At 64.0% G+C, this 15,065-nt stretch carries 11 protein-coding genes, 1 tRNA gene, 1 pseudogene and 1 riboswitch; of the genes and pseudogenes, 7 read left to right on the plus strand and 6 right to left on the minus strand.

The genetic code is table 11. From position 1 onward, the window contains the following. Positions 1-19: 19 nt before the first annotated feature. On the minus strand, positions 20-1,057 hold the full coding sequence (locus tag ACFUOZ_RS13165) for a universal stress protein (RefSeq protein WP_377548752.1): 1,038 nt from the start codon (positions 1,055-1,057) through the stop codon (positions 20-22). 417 nt (positions 1,058-1,474) lie between these two features. Here ACFUOZ_RS13165 and ACFUOZ_RS13170 point away from each other — a divergent pair, with 417 nt between their 5' ends. Next, the gene (locus tag ACFUOZ_RS13170) at positions 1,475-2,155 is read left to right on the plus strand and encodes an FAD-binding protein (protein ID WP_377548755.1); all 681 of its coding nucleotides are present in this window, start codon (positions 1,475-1,477) and stop codon (positions 2,153-2,155) included. Positions 2,156-2,256: 101 nt separating this feature from the next. On the opposite strand, the gene ACFUOZ_RS13175 is transcribed toward ACFUOZ_RS13170, so the two are convergent. Next, entirely contained in the window at positions 2,257-3,042 is a 786-nt protein-coding gene (locus ACFUOZ_RS13175) for an NlpC/P60 family protein (protein ID WP_377548758.1), read from the minus strand. A gap of 3 nt (positions 3,043-3,045) precedes the next feature. After that, positions 3,046-3,234, minus strand: a riboswitch (cyclic di-AMP (ydaO/yuaA leader). 150 nt (positions 3,235-3,384) lie between these two features. Continuing rightward, complete coding sequence (locus tag ACFUOZ_RS13180) at positions 3,385-4,017, minus strand: copper resistance protein CopC (RefSeq protein WP_377548761.1); 633 nt, start codon at positions 4,015-4,017, stop codon at positions 3,385-3,387. 113 nt (positions 4,018-4,130) lie between these two features. Between ACFUOZ_RS13180 and ACFUOZ_RS13185 the strand changes: the two genes are divergently transcribed. From ACFUOZ_RS13185 to ACFUOZ_RS13210, 6 genes are all read left to right on the plus strand, one after another. Further along, positions 4,131-5,573, plus strand: a complete 1,443-nt coding sequence (locus tag ACFUOZ_RS13185) for an NCS2 family permease (RefSeq protein WP_377548764.1) — start codon at positions 4,131-4,133, stop codon at positions 5,571-5,573. 143 nt (positions 5,574-5,716) lie between these two features. Continuing rightward, positions 5,717-6,667, plus strand: a complete 951-nt coding sequence (gene hutG, locus ACFUOZ_RS13190; protein WP_377548766.1) for a formimidoylglutamase — start codon at positions 5,717-5,719, stop codon at positions 6,665-6,667. Between the two features lie 52 nt (positions 6,668-6,719). Further along, complete coding sequence (locus tag ACFUOZ_RS13195) at positions 6,720-7,178, plus strand: hypothetical protein (protein WP_377548767.1); 459 nt, start codon at positions 6,720-6,722, stop codon at positions 7,176-7,178. Between the two features lie 64 nt (positions 7,179-7,242). Then, positions 7,243-7,313 (plus strand) — tRNA-Cys (locus tag ACFUOZ_RS13200). 170 nt (positions 7,314-7,483) lie between these two features. Next, positions 7,484-12,328, plus strand: a complete 4,845-nt coding sequence (locus ACFUOZ_RS13205; RefSeq protein ID WP_377548770.1) for an NAD-glutamate dehydrogenase — start codon at positions 7,484-7,486, stop codon at positions 12,326-12,328. A gap of 103 nt (positions 12,329-12,431) precedes the next feature. Continuing rightward, complete coding sequence (locus ACFUOZ_RS13210; RefSeq protein WP_377548772.1) at positions 12,432-12,653, plus strand: hypothetical protein; 222 nt, start codon at positions 12,432-12,434, stop codon at positions 12,651-12,653. An 88-nt stretch (positions 12,654-12,741) separates the two neighbouring features. Here ACFUOZ_RS13210 and ACFUOZ_RS13215 read toward each other — a convergent pair whose 3' ends face one another. The 3 genes and pseudogenes from ACFUOZ_RS13215 to ACFUOZ_RS13225 all read right to left on the minus strand — a co-directional run. Next, positions 12,742-12,990: a hypothetical protein gene (locus ACFUOZ_RS13215; RefSeq protein ID WP_377548774.1), complete on the minus strand. Its 249-nt coding sequence runs from the start codon at positions 12,988-12,990 to the stop codon at positions 12,742-12,744. A gap of 197 nt (positions 12,991-13,187) precedes the next feature. After that, the gene (gene hutH / locus ACFUOZ_RS13220; RefSeq protein WP_377548776.1) at positions 13,188-14,780 is read right to left on the minus strand and encodes a histidine ammonia-lyase; all 1,593 of its coding nucleotides are present in this window, start codon (positions 14,778-14,780) and stop codon (positions 13,188-13,190) included. A 9-nt stretch (positions 14,781-14,789) separates the two neighbouring features. Continuing rightward, positions 14,790-15,065: pseudogene (locus ACFUOZ_RS13225) on the minus strand (urocanate hydratase); the annotation flags it as partial.

Here is a 15,065-nt window from a genome sequence, read left to right on the forward strand (position 1 = left end):
AACACCGACGGCCCGTTTCCTAAGCCGCGCCGAGCATCGGGCCAAACTTGTCTCGGTCAGCCAGTCGGGGATCCTCACGGTCCGGAACTACCAGCACCGGTCCCTTGGCGTGGTGAAGGACGCCATCGGATGTGGAGCCCAGCAGCATGCCCGCGAATCCACCGCGTCCGCGTGTACCCAGAACCACCAACTCCACGCTGCGGCTTGCTTCCACCAGGACATCGACAGGCGAGCCATCCCGGAGGTCCGTCTCGATGGGCAGCTGCGGGAAATGGCTCCTCAACCACGCGACACCGGCTTCAAGCTGGACCTTGATATCTGCAAACAGGGCGTCCCGGTCCAAGGGGGCGGGAACCCAGGCCAACGAGCCGCTGTACTGGGGAACGGCACAAATGACGCGAAGCTTGGCTCCCATGCGCTGGGCCTGCTCGGCGGCTTCGAGAACAGCTACACGCGCCTGCTCGGAGCCGTCCACGCCCACTGCGATGACGTTTTCCACGATCCGGGGACCGGCTTTGGCGTGCTCCGCTTTGATGTGTTTGTCCTGGGTGTTCTCTCCCAGGCGGTCGGCGCAGTAGAGCGGGACCGTAACGGTGGGGCACTTGGCGTGGGCGGGCAAAGCGCTGCTGACAGATCCCAGCAAGCGACCAACGAAACCACCGCGCCCGCGGCTGCCGAAAACCAGGAGTGCGGCTTCCGCTGAGAGATCCAGCAGTACGCCGGCGGCGTCGCCGTTTTCGACGGAAGCATCGACGTCGATGGAGTACTTGGCTACCTTGTCCATTGCCTGCCGGACAATGGCTTCCGCACCTTCGCGTATGACCGAGTCGTCCACGGTGGCGTACCCGCCGTCCAGCCCGGAGGCGGCAAAGATGGGCACCGAGTAGGCAGTGACGATGTGCAGTGGAAGCTGCCTGCGTTCTGCCTCCCGCGCGGCCCACACCAAGGCACACTGCCCGTGTTCTGAACCGTCCACTCCAACGACGATGCCGCCCGGTGCTACCGTCAGGCCTTCGCCGTCCTGTGGCTCTTCACTGTGTCTGCCGTGCTGGTCCATTTGGGGCCCGCCTCTCCACCTACTGCTTGATGTTCCGGCCATTCTGCCAGAGGTTCTCCGAATCGGATTCCCGGATGGCTCCATTGTCAATGGCCGGGGCTGGTGAAATATGAAATTTCTCCCTCCAAAGCCCACTATTCTCGGTCGGAAGGGTCGAATCAAGGTGGGTTGACGCTATGTGTATAACGGTCGGGGCTCGGTTTCGGGAGGCCGATTCCAGGCTCCCAACGAACACGCTAAACACGCCGCCGCGGTGGGCTATCCACGCGCGAAAAAGTTAGGTAATGTTCGAGTCACCGAATGGCCGGCCAACGTGTCCAACAACACAATCCGGCCATTTGTTTGCGGCCGCTTGGGGAACTCGGACGCGATCCCACGCGATGCCGGAAGGCACACACGTCAAGGAGGAACCAAGCAGTGTCACACGCGCCTGATTCCGGCACGGAACGCACTACCACCGTGGTCATAGGTGCCGGCCTGTCCGGCTTGGCAGTTGCCAGCGAACTTAGCCGCTACGGCGTGGGCTCAATCGTGGTGGATGGCTTTGGCGCCTTGTCGGCCTCCGGTCCCGCCGTCCACACAGGTATGTTGCAACGCTGCGAGGTAGCCGATCCCGCCTCCATCCAGGAACGCAACGAGATCCTCCGCCACCTGCGCAATTACGCGGCCAGCCACCATCTGGATGTCCGCAACACCACGCGGGCAGTACGCCTCGATTTCCTGGGCGCCGACGCATCCCAACACATTGGCTACGGGCTCGCCGCGAGCATGACCCGGAACGGGCTCCGCGCCTCAGGCCCCCTTGAATCAGCACCTCGCCAATGGGCCGTCCACACGGCCAACGGAATCCTCCTGGCAGACCATGTTGTGGTGACGCGCTGCGCCCAAAGCCAACTGCGGCGGATGCTGGCCGAGCTCGGAATTGCCGTGGGACAGAACCTCGTGGCCGCCATGCGGGCTGTGGGGATGCACCTGGTGGGCGTGGGGGAACTCATCACACCCAGCCCCAAAGAGGTACTCCGGCAGGCCAAGGCAGTCGGCCAGGCGATCTCTTCAAAGGTTGAACTGCCCGGCAGCCCTGGAATTGCCATCGCTTAGCGGACCACAGAGGCTGCAACCAAATCTTTTAAGCCCAAAGGCCGGTGTCCTCGAAGAATCAATCTTCGGAAGACACCGGCCTTTGCGTTGAAACGTGAGGCTTATGCGCCAGCGCGTACGTAAGTGAGGGGACCCGTTGCGGTCAACCAGCTGATCGGGTGGATGCCCGTCTGGTTACCGTTGATGCCACCGCTGATGGCCTGGCCGTTGCCGATGTAGATGGCAACGTGACCGGACTGGACGATCATGTCGCCCGGCTGGGGGTCGCTGACAACCTTGCCGTAGTTCATGAACTGCATGGGTGCCAGGTCGCCAACAGGGATACCGGCGGAACCGAGGGCCCGCTCAACCATGGCGGTGCAGTCCTGCATGATGCCGATCTGGGCGTAAGCCGAGGCAACCATGGCAGCGTTGACGCCACCGGCAGCAGGAGCCGCAGCTACCGGGGCGGCAGCGGGAGCAACAGCGGCCGGAGCAGCAACTGCAGCCTGCGCGGCGACAGGAGCCGCGGCAGCAGCGACCGTAGCGGTCTTGGCTGCGGGTGCCTCGACGACAGGAGCCGGCTTTTCGATGACCGGAGCTGCAACAGAGGCAACTGCGGGACGCTCGAAGTTGATGGTCGCCGTCGAAAGGGCGGTAACAACCTTGGTGGGAGCCTCGGATGCGGTCTCGGCGACCGTTGCGGGGCTGGAGTCGCGCTGGACCGGAGCCTCGGCTGCGTGGGCAGCAACGGAGCCGGTCAGAACGAGTCCGGAAGCTGCTGCGATAACGGCTGCTTGGCGGCCGGCACCGGAAGCGTTGCTGGCAACTGCCTTGGAGATGGAGATGAACGGATTAGGACGTACGCTGTCCGCCTTACGACGGCCGCGAAGAATGCGTGAAGACATGAAAGAGCCTCTCCCGATGCCTGCGAGGTTAGCTGTCGGATTCGGATGGGAGTCACCCGGCCACTATCTCCCGCTGAGCGGAAGCTTCGTGACTTCACCCCAAGGCGCGCTCGTAAGCGGCCCAAAATGGGTTCCCCGTCTCTGCCGTAGGTTTGTCTGCGAACGGATTCCGGACTGCGGCAGAGCTAGGCAATCAGGCCGGAAGTGCCTGCTACGTGGAACAGGCACAGGTACCACCGTACGCGATGATCGCCGCGAAGTCACATTTAAGTAACGGGAACTGTTGCTTTGGCGTGTCGCAGTAACCGAACCGAGATATTCGCAGCTATGTAGAAAACCCCGTCATTCCGCGGATGCGGGACCATCAGTGTCGTCGGAGGCAGCGAGTTTCTTCCGCGCTGTCACAGCGAGGAAGATCACGAGCCCAACTGCCACTGCTGCGATCAACACGATGCTCCACGGGAAGGGCTGGGACGCGTCCGCCGCAGGCGCGCTGCTGCCGGTTCCGGGAGGTGCCGAACCCACTGACGGGACCGTGGCCGATGTCGCCGATCCGGAAGGTGAGGCCGCTGCGGAGCCACTGGCCGCCGTCGTACTTCCTGCGGTCGCCGTGAACTTGAAAGTGCCCTCGATGGGGTGCGAATCAGAGCTGACGACGCGCCAAACAACGGTGTACTCCCCCGCCGGGGCGCCCGCGCGAAGCTTCTGCACCGCCTGGCTGTCGATGATTTCCACGGGCCCGTCAGCCCAGTTTTCGCCGCCGGCGGTTACGGTGACGCCCGAACCGATGGCCAAGGGCCGGTTGTTGAACGTGATGGAGACCGACGCCGGAACTTCAGCCACTGTGGCACCGTTCGCCGGCGCCGTGGATTCCGCGACGTCGTGCGCGGACGCCGGTGCCGCGGAAAACAGCAGGGCAGAGGCGAAGGCAAGGGCGGCAACAACGGCGGCCAGAAGCGGGCGGATGGTACGCATGGGGCGGTTTCTCCTAGTGTTGGCTTCCTTACAGACTAGGGGAATGGTCCGAAGCCCCCACATTCCACGGCATAGGATTTGATAGCACACTCCCCCCAAACCCGGAGACCTTCATGCTTAAACAAGGTTCTGCAGTGGACCGCTACTTCAAGATTTCCGAACGTGGATCCACGTACTCAAGGGAAATCCGCGGCGGTTTCGCGACATTCTTCGCCATGAGCTACATCGTGGTGCTGAACCCGCTGATCCTCTCGGGCGCTGATTCCAGTGGCGCGTCCCTGGGCTTCACCGCGGTGGCGGCCACCACTGCTTTCGTTGCCGGCATCCTGACCATCCTGATGGGCGCGTGGGCCAAGCACCCCTTCGCTGTGGCCACCGGGCTGGGTGTGAACGCTTTCGTAGCCGTCACCGTTGCCTCCCATCCCCAGCTGACCTGGCCGGACATGATGGGCCTGGTGGTCCTCTCCGGCGTCACCATGCTGATCCTGGTCCTCACGGGCTTCCGCACCGCCGTGTTCAAGGCCGTGCCGGAAGCCCTCAAGACGGCAATCGTGGTGGGCATCGGCCTGTTCATCGCCCTGATCGGCCTGGTCAACGCAGGCTTCGTCCGCCGCATCCCGGACGCCGCAGGCACCACCGTTCCATTGGGTCTCGGCGTTGACGGCAAACTCATGGGCTGGCCCACGTTGGTGTTCGCCGTCGGACTGATCCTGACCATAGCGCTGGTGGTCCGCAAGGTCCGCGGCGCGATCCTGATCGGCATCGTGGTTTCTACCGCATTGGCCGCCATCCTCGAGTTCACGCTCCACATCGGGCCCAGCTTCGATGGTGAGAAGGTCAATCCCCGCGGCTGGTCCCTCGTGGCTCCCACCCTTTCCGAATGGGGCGCCCCGGACCTTTCCCTGATCGGCAAGGCAAACCCGTTCGGCGCCTTCCAACACCTCGGGTTCATCGCAGCTGCGCTGCTGGCATTCGTGATCCTGCTCAGCATCTTCTTCGATGCCATGGGCACCATGGTGGGCCTGGCCAACGAGGCCGGCACAGTGGACAAAGACGGCAACATTCCCAACGTGGACCGCGTGCTCCAGGTGGACGCCCTCGGCGCGATTGTGGGCGGTGGAGCATCGGTTTCCTCCAACCAGATCTTCGTGGAGTCCGGTGCGGGCATCGGCGAAGGTGCACGGACCGGTCTCGCGTCGATCGTCACCGGCGTTCTCTTCCTCATCGCCATGTTCTTCACGCCGTTGATCAACCTGGTGCCCTTCGAAGCAGTCGCTCCCGCCCTCGTGGTTGTGGGCTTCATGATGGTGTCCCAGGTGGGCAAGATCGATTGGCAGGACTGGGGCGTCGGAATTCCCGCGTTCCTGACCATCGCCCTCATGCCGTTCACCTACTCCATCGCCAATGGCTTGGGTGCCGGCTTCATTTCCTTCGTCCTCATCCGCACCTTCCAGGGCCGCGCCCGTGAAGTCCACCCGTTGATGTGGGCTGTGGCCGCGGCGTTCCTGCTGTTCTTCGGCATTGGAACCGTGGAGGAGTTGCTGGGCGTCAAGTAAGCCTGTTCGAGGTGGCATTTGATGACAGTCCGCCGCTCCGGGATTGTCATCAAATGCCACCTCGCGGAGCGTAATCCGGCATTTCAGACACTCCCCTGCCCGGCTGGCTGGTTTTGGCTGGCGGGTTCGGGTGTGCTTAAACCATGCAAACCAGCCACATCACCGTAGATGTCAGCCCCACTCCGTGGACGGGCCGTTTCGACGGCGACGGCGCGGAACATCGCCGGTGGTGGCAGGCTGTAGCCCCCCACAACCCGGCCGCTGCCGACGCAGCCTCGCGTCCCGCCGTCGTGCTTGGGTTCTGCAGTGACGCCGGCGTCCTCCGCAACAAGGGACGCGTGGGTGCCGCAGCGGCCCCGGCCGCCATCCGTTCAGTGCTTGGTCCGCTGGCGTTCCATCTTGACCGTGACGTGTTCGACGCCGGTGATGTGGTTGTGGAGGACGACTCACTGGAGGCGGGCCAAGAGCGTGCTGGCCGCGCCATTTCGGAATTGCTCGACGCCGGCAACCTCACCGTGGTGCTGGGCGGGGGCCACGAGACCGCGTTTGCCAGCTACCTGGGCGTGGCCGAATCCGAAGCCGTGCGGAGCGGCAAGCGGCTGGGCGTACTGAACCTGGATGCCCACTTTGACCTGAGGGACGAGCCGATTCCGAGCTCGGGCACGCCGTTCCTCCAGATGGCCCACGCGGAAGCTGCCGCCGGGCGCGAACTGCAGTACGCCGTCGTTGGAATTTCCGAGCCGAACAACACGCGCACGCTGTTCAACACCGCGGACCGCCTGGGCGTGAAGTACCTGCTGGACGAGGAGTGCTCTGCGGAAGCCGTGGAGGTTTTCGTTGCGGACTTCCTTGCCGGCGTGGATGTCCTATATCTGACAATCGACCTTGACGTGCTGCCGGCGTCGGAAGCGCCGGGCGTCAGCGCGCCCGCTGCCTATGGCGTGCCATTGACCGTGATCAGCGCCGTGTGCCGCCAGGTGGCTGCGAGCGCGAAGCTGCTGCACCTGGACGTGGCCGAGCTGAACCCGGAATTCGACATTGATTCCCGCACCGCCAAAGTTGCCGCCCGCTTGGTGAACACGTTGCTCGCGTAGCCCTGTTTTTGGCGTCGTCCTCCGCTTAGCCTGTGTGGAGGGAAGGATGGCGATGCGTGCAGTTCCTGTGCAGGACAAGAGGGCCTGGGTATCCGGGCTGATCGCTGTTGGCTTGGGGCTGGCGGCCCACATGGCCGCTGGCGGCAGCGCTCCCGCCCTACCTGTTCTTCTTGGCCTGGCCGCGCTGTGTTGCCTGGGCGCGCAACTCCTGGCGCACTGGGTTCACGGACCGCTCCTCCTGCTGCTGGCATCCGGTGTGGCGCAACAGCTGTTGCACCTCGGATTTGTGGCTTTCGGTGGCTACTTCCCTGGCAGCGGGTGGTTCGACCATTTGCACGGGGCACAGGTCCTGGGCAGTGTCCCCGCCGGAGCCCTCCCCGCTGGAGGCTCCGTTCACCTCATGCTCTACACGCACATGGCGGCGGCCATCATGACTCTCGCGGCGTCGGCCGGCGTCTCAAAGCTGGCCCGGCACGCGTCACTGACCGCAACCCGGGGCAACACCACGTAGCGCGGCGAAAGCTCGGGAAACCTACTTTGAACCTGCCGCAGCCGGGCGCCTAGTGTCGTTTGCACGTGGTGTGCCCGAGAGGCCAGGGAGCTGCCTGCAAAGCAGCGTACGCGGGTTCGAATCCCGCCACCACGTCAAAGTCACGTCCCGCCCCCGCCGAGTTGGCATTTGATGACAATGATTGGCTCAAACATTGCCATTAAGTGCCAACTCGCGGCCATTATAGAGGGAGGCGCAGGGACGTCGCGGGGCCGCAGCAGAACGGCCGCTTCCCTGTCAGCCGGAGGCAGCGGAGGCGCAGTGGCATGTCACCCGGGATCGAGCCGGCCGATGATTTCCTGACCGACTACTACGAGCATGTGGCCGACGACGACATCCGGAACTACACCCCCGGGACCCTGCTCGAACGGGCCCGCTACCACCGAACCTTGGCCGAACGCCGCGAGCCCGGGCAGCCCCTGGTTGGCATTCTCCACGAGAACGACTCGAGCCTGGTAGCGATCGTCACTGACGACCTCCCCTTTGTTCTGCCCTCAGTGACGGCCGAGATCGCCAGGAACACCTCATCCATCCGCTTGCTGGTCCATCCCACGTTCCGCGTCGAACGCGACCCCGCTACCCACCGCCTAACGGGAATCCACAGGGGACCGCACCGCACGGGGCTCCCCACCGCCGTCGGATCCTCACCGGAAACGCACGACGACGGCAACCTCACCGAAGCGTGGTTGGCACTGGACATCCCGCGATTGGCGGAAGAGGCGGATGCCCAAAACCTCGTTGCCAGATTGCAGGCCGTGTTGGAGGACGTTCGGGCCGCCGCCGAAGACACCGAGGCCATGAAGGATCGGCTGCGCGATGTAACCCGGGAACTGGACGGCCAGACGGGCCCCGGCCAGGGCCCCGGCGGGCGTGAGGCACAGGACTTGCTGAGTTGGCTAAACGACGGGAACTTCGTGTTCCTGGGCTACCACGGGCCGGGTGGGACGGACCTTGGCATCCTGAGCAATGGTCCGGCCGTGGACGCGCCCCGTTCCGGGACGCCAATCCTCACACTCACCAAATCCACGCGTCGCTCCACCGTGCTCCGCCATGCGTACCTCGACGAAATGACCGTGCGGACGGGCAAACGTCTGGAGCACACGTTCGTGGGGCTGTTTGCACCCAGCTCGTCTGCGTATTCCGCGCTGCAGATCCCCGTTATCCGGGACACGGTCCGGGAAGTCCTGAGGTCTTTCGGTTTTCCGCCGGAGTCCCATCACGGCAAGGAACTCGTCGCCGTGATGGACGCCTATCCCAGGGATGAGCTGTTCCACATGGATGCCGGACAGTTGGCGTCGCATGCCCAGGAGATCCTGCGGCTGCAGGAACGCCACAGCACCCGGCTCTTCCTTCGCCCGGACTCCTACGGCCGGTTCATGACGGCGCTGGTTTTCCTGCCCCGGCACCGGTACAGCACGGCCGTCCGGCTCAACATCGAACGGGAATTGAGGGAGGCCTTCGGCTCGGACGAGATCGAGTTCGAGCTGCGGCTGGGCGAATCGGCCATGGCGCTGGTGTTCTTCCGGATCCTGCTGCCTCAAAGCGGAAGCGAAGTTACCGGAGCGGAGCCACCCGGGGCGAGTGCCGCCGTCGTCCATCCAGCGCTTGTTGATCCAGCGGCTCTGGAGCAGCGAATCGTTGCCGCCACCAGGTCCTGGGCACAAGGACTGGAGGAGGCGCTCTTGGCGAGGTATCCGCGCGAAGAGGCCATGCGGCTCTCTGCTCAGTGGTCAGCGGCATTCATGGCGAACTACAAGGCCGATTATGAAGTAGAGGATGCGGTAGAGGACATCGCCAGGTTCGAAGGGTTTGGCGATCAGCTTGAAGACCCGGACCCCATCCTCTTTGTCTACAAACGTGCGGGCACCGCGATCCTCACCGAAGACGCGCGGGTGCGCCTGTACCTGACCCGGCCCCAAAGCCTCACGCAGATCCTGCCGCTCTTCCACAACCTTGGCTTGAAGGTCCTGGACCAGCGCCCCTTCGATGTCCAACGGGCTGACGGCCGGCAGTTCTTCCTCTACGACCTCGGACTGCAATACCCGCGGGGCGCTGACCCCCTGGGCACGGCCGGCCTGCTGGCGGATTCCTTCTGCGCGGCGATGCGGGGCGATTCGGAATCGGACGCGTTCGACGCTTTGGTGATCCGGGAAGGCATCGGCTGGCGCCGGGTGGCGATCCTCCGGGCCTACGCAAAATACCTGCGGCAACTGGGCAGCACCAACTCGTACGGTTTCATTGCTGACACCCTCCGCGCCAATGTCACGGCCACTCATGCGCTCCTCGAGCTGTTCGAGGCCAAGTTCAATCCCGATCTCTTCGCACCGGATCTGTTTGAACCCGGTCCTGGCGCGCATACCGGTGAGGCCGACGTCTTCGAGGAAGGCACCAGCGGGTTGAGCCACCGGACGCAGGCGATCCACGTGGCGCGGACCAAACTCCACGAAGCCATCGACGCCGTGCCGGTCCTGGATGCCGACCGGCTGCTCCGCCAACTGGCGAGCCTGGTGGAGGCCACCCTTCGCACCAACTTCTACCTGGACAGGCCGTACATCAGCGTCAAGCTCAATCCATCAAGCATCCCGGCCGCTCCAGCGCCCCGGCCGAAGTTCGAGATCTGGGTCTATTCGCCGCGGGTCGAGGGCGTGCACCTGCGCTTCGGACCGATCGCGCGCGGCGGGCTGCGCTGGTCGGACAGGCGGGAGGATTTCCGCACGGAGATTCTGGGGCTGGTCAAAGCACAAACGGTCAAGAACGCGGTGATCGTGCCTACTGGTGCCAAGGGCGGGTTCTTTCCCAAGCTGCTCCCTGACCCCGCCGTGGACCGGGCGGCGTGGCTCGCGGAGGGGCAGGAAAGCTACCGGACTTTCATCCGCGGCCTGCTGGACATCACGGACAATCTCGTCGCGGATCCCGACGGCGGACCCAACGGCAGCGTCGTCGCCCCACCACGCGTGGTGCGTCATGACGGCGACGACTACTACCTGGTGGTGGCCGCGGACAAGGGAACCGCCGCGTTTTCCGATCTCGCCAACGAGGTGGCAGCCGAGTACGGCTTTTGGCTGGGCGATGCCTTTGCCTCCGGCGGCTCGGTGGGTTACGACCACAAGCAGATGGGCATCACTGCCCGCGGTGCCTGGGAATCGGTGCGGCACCACTTCAGTGAGCTCACCATCGATTCGCGGACCGAGGACTTCACCGCGGTGGGCATCGGAGACATGAGCGGGGACGTGTTCGGCAACGGCATGCTGCTCTCCAACCACATCAAACTTGTGGCCGCATTCGACCACCGCCACGTCTTCCTCGATCCCACCCCGGATCCGGCGGCCTCGTTCCAGGAACGCGAACGTCTCTTCAAACTTCCCCGTTCCTCCTGGGCCGACTACGACGCCGCCAAATTGAGCCCGGGCGGAGGGGTGTTCTCCCGCTCGGAGAAGTCCATTCCGGTCAGCAAAGAGATCCGGCTCGCCTTGGGCATGGAAGAAACGACGACGGCGGCCAGCCCGCCCGAGATGTTGCGGGCAGTCCTCAAGGCACCGGTGGATCTGTTGTACAACGGCGGGATCGGCACCTACATCAAGGCGTCTACGGAGACGAACGCGGAGGTTGGCGACAAACAGAACGACTCCATCCGGGTCGATGCGCGGGATCTTCGTGCACATATCATCGCCGAGGGCGGGAACCTGGGCGTGACGCAGCGCGGGAGGGTTGAGGCAGCATTGGCCGGGATCCTGGTGAACACGGACGCGATCGACAACTCGGCGGGCGTGGATTGCTCAGACCATGAAGTCAACATCAAGATTTTCCTGGACGGCATGATCTCCGCTGGACGGATGTCCGCAGCTGAACGGACCGGCTTCCTTCACTCGCTCGAGGCCGAGGTGGGCTGGCTGGTCCTGAAAACCAACCATGACCAAAATGCACTCCTGCTCAACGACAAACAGTTGGCCGTGGAGTGGAGTCCCAGTTTCGAACGGACCATGGATTGGCTGGAGGCAACAACGGACCTGGACCGCGGGTTGGAGAGCCTGCCAAGCAACGAAGAACTGCGGGCCAGGATCCTGACTGGCAAGGGCCTGACGACACCGGAACTTGCCGTGCTGGCTGCGTACGCCAAGATTGAACTGGCCAGGGAACTGACCGACGGCGGCCTGGCGGACGATCCTTGGTTCACCGAAACCCTGCACGCCTACTTCCCTAAGCGTGTTTCCGAACGGTTCGGCGAATACCTGGCCTCCCACCCGCTTCGCCGCGAGATCGTGGCCACAGTGGTGGCCAACGACATGATAAACATGGGCGGCATTTCCTTCGCCTTCCGCGCCATGGAAGAGACCACGGTGTCTGCCACAGCCGTAGCGAGGGCGTTCGTAGTGATGCGGCAGATCTGGGACTTCGATTCCGTCATGGAAGCCATCGCCGGGTTGCCGGCCAGCACAGCAAGCGAGCACGGCGCTGCGGTGGCCCTGGACATGCGCAGGCTCCTGGACCGCTCCGTCCGCTGGTACGTCACCCATGATTTCCGCGACAAACCGGTGGCGGATGCTTTTGCCCGGCTGGAGCGGCCCATGGCACTGATGCGGTCCAACTTCACCGGGTTCCTGCACGGGATCAACCTGGAACACTCGATGAAACGGTTGGCCCACACGGATTCGGTGGGATTGCCGCACGATCTGGGCGTCAGGGCTTCCGAACTCCTGGTGAGCTACGGCCTGCTGGATATTTCCGCGATCGCCGAGGAACTCCAGGAATCCGTTGAGGCGGTGGCAGAGGTTTACTTTGCGGTCTTCGAACGCATCTCGGCCATCCCGCTGCTGGAGCACATCACCATGCTTTCCAGGGACACGCATTGGGAGTCATTGGCCCGGGCAGCCCTGCGCGATGACATGTACCTGGTTCTGGCTGACATGACCAAAGCCGTGGTCCGCCATAGCCCCCGCTTCTCGACTGCGGCAAGTGATCCGGTGGAACGCATCATGGATTGGGAGCGGGGAAACATCGAACAATTGGCCCGCATCCAGCAAACCATCCAGGAGGCCATCAAGCCCGGACCGATGGACATAGCCGCACTGTCCGTAGCAGTGAAACTCCTCCGGGCCATGGTCCGCAGATGAGACACGCATCACGTAGCTGCCAGTCATCTTACAAATTTTAGGCTTGCTGCGATTACTATTGATGGGTCGCCCTCGCATGCGGCAAGTAATAGGAGGCCCCCACATGACCCCTGCAATGACTGCAGAACGCGAAATCCGTCTGTCCTTTTCCCGGGCTGACGAAATCCACGACGGACTCGAGCAAGCCGTGGATGCAATGATCAAGAACGCAGCGGCAGACGCCAACTGCGGCATTTTGGTGACCCGGCATGAGCCCGGCACCTACACCGTGGCGCTGGACGAATCCGTTCCCTTCGGTCAGACCCACGAAGCACTCGCTGCCTGATAGCGGCAGCGAAAAACCGGGGCCCGTTCCCCTCCGCCACTACTACCTGCGGAAGGGGAACGGGCCCCGGTTTCTGTTTAAGCCTTACTTAGGCGCGGCGGAGAGTGACGCCGTAGGACTTCATGAACAGTTCCTTGCCCTCTTCGGTGACGCCCGTTCCGGAGTGTTCAAGCCACACCACATTTCCGCTGCTGGAGACTTCCTCGACCAGACCGGCGGCGATGACGTGGGCGTACTTGACCACTTCCACCCGCTCGCCAATTTTCAGCGTCTTCCAATCCGAAACCGTTGCCGAGTGAGCGTTTCGCCTGGACAGGACTGCTCCGCGTGCCTTCATTGAACTTCTACCCCTTTGTGGATGTTCTCTGTTGTGTATTGAGTTGTGGACAATTGACCGTCAAGCCCACGACATCTTCGGCGTGGACGTGACGTACACCATAAGTTCTACTACATTTGCCACGCCCCGGTGCCTGCGTTGCGTACAAAGACCGGGGCGTGACAAATCTTCGCCTCAAATGAGGCATTTATTCGACGTCAGGCCAAAATCCCGACGGCGGATTCGGCGGCCGCACGGACCGCACCGGAGCCTACCAAGCGGTCAGCCGCTTCGAGTTCGGGCGACAGGAACCGGTCCGTACCCGGCCCCTGGACCACCTCACGAAGCACCTCAAGCACCGCCGCGCCGGCAGGACCCGGGGTGAGTTCGCCGTCGGACATTTGCGTGCGCATGTCGATGGCGCGGGCGCTGGTGACAAGCTCGACGGCGAGCACCCGGCGAAGGTTCTCAACAGCCTTGCGCAGCTTCCGGGCTGCGTGCCATCCCATGGAGACGTGGTCTTCCTGCATGGCGGAGCTCGGGATGGAGTCCACCGATGCCGGAACGGCCAGGCGCTTGTTGTCCGAGACCAGGCCGGCCTGGGTGTACTGGGCGATCATGAGGCCCGAGTCCACGCCGGGATCAGCAGCCAGGAACGCCGGCAGACCGTGCGAGCGGGCAGGATCCAGCATGCGGTCCGTGCGGCGCTCGGCGATGGAGCTGAGGTCCGCGACCGCGATGGCCAGGAAGTCCAAGACGTAGGCGACGGGTGCTCCGTGGAAGTTGCCGTTGGAGGTCACGCGGCCGTCGGGCAGGACCACCGGGTTGTCGATGGCTGCGGCGAGTTCGCGGGAAGCAACCAATGCGGCGTGGTCAACGGTGTCGCGAACGGCTCCGGCAACCTGGGGTGCGCAACGCAGCGAGTAGGCGTCCTGGACCTTGGTGTCGTTGATCCGGTGGGAAGCAACGATCGGCGAGTTGGACAGCACGCGCAGCATGTTGTCGGCGCTGGCAGCCTGGCCCGGGTGGGGACGCAGTGCTGCGTGCAGCTCAGGCAGGAACACCTGATCCGTGCCAAGGAGGGCCTCGACGCTGAGCGCCGCGGTGACGTCCGCCGTCGCAAGAAGCATGCGCAGGTCCGCGATGGCCATGAGCAGCATGCCGAGCATGCCTTCGGTGCCGTTGACGAGGGCCAGGCCCTCCTTTTCGGCCAGGGTCACAGGCTCGATGCCGTGCTGCGCGAGCAGCTCAGCAACAGGTGCCTTGCCTGGGACGCCGTACAGTTCGCCGTCGGGCCCCGTGGCCTCGCCTTCGCCCATGAGGACCAGCGCGCAGTGGGACAACGGGGCGAGGTCGCCCGAGCAGCCGAGCGAACCGAACTCGCGGACCAGCGGGGTGATGCCTGCGTTGAGGACATCCACCATCGTCTGCAGGACCACGGGACGGACACCGGTGCGGCCGGAAGCCAGGGTCTTGGCGCGGAGGAACATGATGCCGCGGACTACTTCGCGTTCAACGGCCGGCCCCATGCCCGCAGCGTGGCTGCGGATCAGCGACTTCTGCAACTGGGTGCGGAGATCGTTGGGGATGTGGCGGTTGGCCAGCGCACCGAAGCCCGTCGAAATACCGTAGGCGGGGACATCGCTGGTGGCGAGGTCATCGATGTGGGCGCGCACCTTGGCGACGTTGTCCAGGGCTTCCTGGGAGATGGTCACCTTGGCGTCGTGGCGTGCGACGGCGACGACGTCTTCCGGGGTCACACCGCTGGAGCCGAGGGTGACGGTGAGTTGTTCATTGGAGGTGATGGTCATTGGTGGTGCCTACTTCTCGTTCATGGGGATGCGGACGCCGCGTTCGTGGGCGACGTCGATGGCGCGTTCGTAGCCGGCGTCGGCGTGGCGGATCACGCCCATGCCGGGGTCGTTGGTCAGCAGCGCGGTCAGTTTCGCTGCGGCCAGTTCGGTGCCGTCGGCCACGGAGACCTGGCCTGTGTGGATCGAACGGCCGATCCCGACGCCGCCACCGTGGTGGATCGAGACCCAGGTGGCGCCCGAAGACGCGGCCGTGAGCGCGTTCAGCAGCGGCCAGTCAGCGAT

The sequence above is a fragment of the Paenarthrobacter sp. NPDC057355 genome, from assembly GCF_042667405.1.
In the GTDB taxonomy this organism is placed as follows: domain Bacteria; phylum Actinomycetota; class Actinomycetes; order Actinomycetales; family Micrococcaceae; genus Arthrobacter.